Annotated in this window: 4 protein-coding genes; 2 read left to right on the plus strand and 2 right to left on the minus strand. The window is 33.2% G+C overall.

Going from position 1 to position 2929, the window contains the following annotated elements; all coding sequences use genetic code 11:
• Window positions 1-29: 29 nt before the first annotated feature.
• Complete coding sequence (locus FJR05_RS23630) at window positions 30-1265, minus strand: DEAD/DEAH box helicase family protein (protein ID WP_168646370.1); 1236 nt, start codon at window positions 1263-1265, stop codon at window positions 30-32.
• A gap of 112 nt (window positions 1266-1377) precedes the next feature.
• Between FJR05_RS23630 and FJR05_RS23635 the strand changes: the two genes are divergently transcribed.
• Window positions 1378-1566, plus strand: a complete 189-nt coding sequence (locus tag FJR05_RS23635) for a hypothetical protein (protein WP_254447057.1) — start codon at window positions 1378-1380, stop codon at window positions 1564-1566.
• Between the two features lie 321 nt (window positions 1567-1887).
• Window positions 1888-2151 (plus strand): hypothetical protein, encoded by a 264-nt coding sequence (locus FJR05_RS23640; RefSeq protein WP_168646372.1) that lies wholly within the window; start codon window positions 1888-1890, stop codon window positions 2149-2151.
• 364 nt (window positions 2152-2515) lie between these two features.
• Here FJR05_RS23640 and FJR05_RS23645 read toward each other — a convergent pair whose 3' ends face one another.
• On the minus strand, window positions 2516-2788 hold the full coding sequence (locus FJR05_RS23645; protein ID WP_168646373.1) for a hypothetical protein: 273 nt from the start codon (window positions 2786-2788) through the stop codon (window positions 2516-2518).
• Window positions 2789-2929 lie beyond the last annotated feature (141 nt).

The following is a 2929-nucleotide window of genomic DNA, read 5'->3' on the forward strand; positions in this document are numbered from 1 at the left end:
GCTTACACTGGGAGAGCTTTTTTACTCACTCACCGACTTTTCAAACACCCTCTTACAGCTTCACCAAAACCTAAACGGTGAAACTCTTTACCATAAATATGTTCATCATCCATTGAACACAGAGAAGCATCATTTTCTTGTGCCTGAACTTTAGTATCATCACTAAATAATTTGGGAGTAGCTGTCATATAAAGACGCTTTTTCCCTTTTATAAAATCCTGGTCATGTACCTTAACAAAATATGATTCCTCATTTCCTGAAATAGTTACACCAGTTGTCCTATGTGCTTCATCACAAATAATTAAATTAAATTCAGGTAAACCTTTTAATTGTGCATCTGCAATAGATTGAATAGATTGATAAGTAGAAAAAATAACGGTTAAATCTTTTTTACTTTGAAAAGCACGATAAGAATTGATAATATCTTGAGCGTTAGTAGTAGGGGGAAAAGCTAAATCATTAACGGTTAGATCAGCGTCATCTTCTGACGCTTTATTTTTACCTACCTTTGTATCTGAACAAACAGCAATACTATGGATGGAAACACCCGTTTCTGATGTCCATTCTCTCAATGTTTGTGATAGTAAAGAAATAGAAGGCACTAAGAATAAAATTAGAGAATCTTTACCCGCAAATTGTTCTGTGATTTTTAGAGAAGTAAAAGTTTTACCTGTACCGCAAGCCATAATTAGCTTACCCCTATCCAACTCTTGAAACCCAGACATAACTTTTTCTAAAGCTATAACTTGATGAGGTCTAATTTGTTTTTTAGGTTTAAGTTTTAGCTGTTCAGGTTTTTTTAGACTAAATTTACTCCAATCTACAGGACTATTAGCTAAATCATGAATAGTTAAACGAGTAACAGGAATTTGTTGATTTTTTAGAGAAGATTCAGCGTGTTTACTCCATTTATCAGTAGTTGAAACAATTATTCTTTTGCTAAATAAAGAAGTACCTGAAGCTGTAAAAAATGAATCTATATCATGTTTTTCTAAAGTATAGCTAGAGTTATAAAACTTGCATTGAATAGCACAGTAGTCTCCGGTATCACGTTCTTCTGCTACTAAATCAATACCTGTATCTGGGGCATTACCCCGTTTAGGAAAATCCATCCACATCCACACATTACTAAAATGCTCTTGATAAAGCGGATCTGTTTTCAGGAAACTAACCATCAACCGTTCAAACTTATCGCCTAAGTCACGATTGGAATTTGCATCTTGTCTAAATTCTTCTAATATTGTGTAAATAGTAGTTGTAGTCATTTCAATAGTTTATGTAAAAATTTATTGGCAGTGGCTTAATCTCTAGGCATACAGCTAGGATACTCAACTGTAATGATAAATTACCATGAGTGATGACAAATATTTATACTCAATGACATCAAACGTAAAAATAGAGACGCTAATCTTCACCAATAATCAAATATTGATGGTTTTTTATACTGCGGCTCATGCTTGGGAATTTAGGATAATTAGCTCTGATGGTTGGGTTTATGGTAAGAAGGGGATTTATTACACAGCAGACGCGGCGTTAAAAGTGGCTAGGGAATGGGTACAAATTTGATATCGCCCCTAGCAGAATATAAGCACAGCAATTAACCATGCAAAATCCAGTTTTATTTAAATCATAAGATTGTTTAATCATTGTTTATAAAACTAAAAAAAAGACTGGAATCCTTGATAACTACTATATCTGAGCATTAAGGGATAAAAAATATAAATTATTTTCCATTTTTGGAAGAAAAGTCACTTGATTTTTCTCCCAAAAATAGCTTTAATGAGGTATCTGAATAAATTATCTAAATATAAAACCAGCACAGAGCGAGAAATAGATTAGTTTTACTTATCTTTTTCTATGCTTTCTTTTGGGCTTTAGGAGAAAACAATGGTAGCAACAACAAAAACTTCATCAATCGAAATAGTTAGCGATAGGGAAGAAAACATGAGAGCAATTGCTTACAGCATGGATTTATTAATCCCAGGTATCTATTTATGGTTTTTTGGTTTTGCTATTCGCATTGGTGGAGAAACTCCAGATGATAATCCATACAAATATCCTGGAAAAATCAATAGTCCTTTTGGGATTGCATTAGTTCTACCTGGCTATAAAATCTATACAACTTATCAGGGTATCTATGACCCTGAATAAGCACCGTCTTGACGGATTGCCATCTTTTCCGTCAAGAATACTTGACGCTATTAAATTTGAGCAAATACTGATGGATGCAGGGTATTCAATTACTGCAAGCGCACCAGCAAACGGAGATAGAATAAAAGTGTGGTGGTCACATCCTACATATCGCAGAATAGAATCCATCTATAACCAAGACAAAACGATAGCAATAACCGCTTATCACCCTAACTAAATATTTTTAAATCGTAACCAAAACACACTAAAAAAATTAGCTAGAATTCCCTTTTCATCGGGCAGTCAAGGGATAACATATATTTTATATATTAGTCATATCATCTGATATCGAAAAATACTGATATCAGATGATATTTTTTGATATCTAAAATGGTATATCATCGGGGTCTTTCACATCAGAATAGTCTATCTGTGGCTTGTTTAGGTGCTTGTTTTTATACCTTTCAAAGACATCATTCAAATAGCTTAAATCTGGCTTGTCTTTTAAAATTATCTTTTCCAGAAATTGCCATTTGTTCTCGATTTTTCCATGAATAACCATAACCAAGCTAGTTGATAACGTGGCTTTATTTTCTAAGTCTTGATAATCAATATCTAATTCTGCAATTATTTCATTCTTAAATTCAGTTGGTATCATTGTTCTGTTTCCTGAGTATCTATTAAAAATTGCTTTGGTACATTACGATTAAAAAAATCAATGTCTGGATTTTTAACTGCGGGCAACTTAGAGGGTGTTTGAAAAGTTTTGATGGGTAAAATTTTATGCTAATCGCCTCAC

Source organism: Dolichospermum sp. UHCC 0259 (assembly GCF_009711935.1).
Classification (GTDB): Bacteria; Cyanobacteriota; Cyanobacteriia; order Cyanobacteriales; family Nostocaceae; genus Dolichospermum.

Bases quoted from the DNA above. Each gene is read 5' to 3' on its own strand.
- FJR05_RS23640 (WP_168646372.1), top strand. From the start codon at position 1,888: ATGGTAGCAACAACAAAAACTTCATCAATCGAAATAGTTAGCGATAGG.
- FJR05_RS23630 (WP_168646370.1), bottom strand. From the start codon at position 1,265: ATGACTACAACTACTATTTACACAATATTAGAAGAATTTAGACAAGAT.
- FJR05_RS23645 (WP_168646373.1), bottom strand. From the start codon at position 2,788: ATGATACCAACTGAATTTAAGAATGAAATAATTGCAGAATTAGATATT.
- FJR05_RS23635 (WP_254447057.1), top strand. From the start codon at position 1,378: ATGACATCAAACGTAAAAATAGAGACGCTAATCTTCACCAATAATCAA.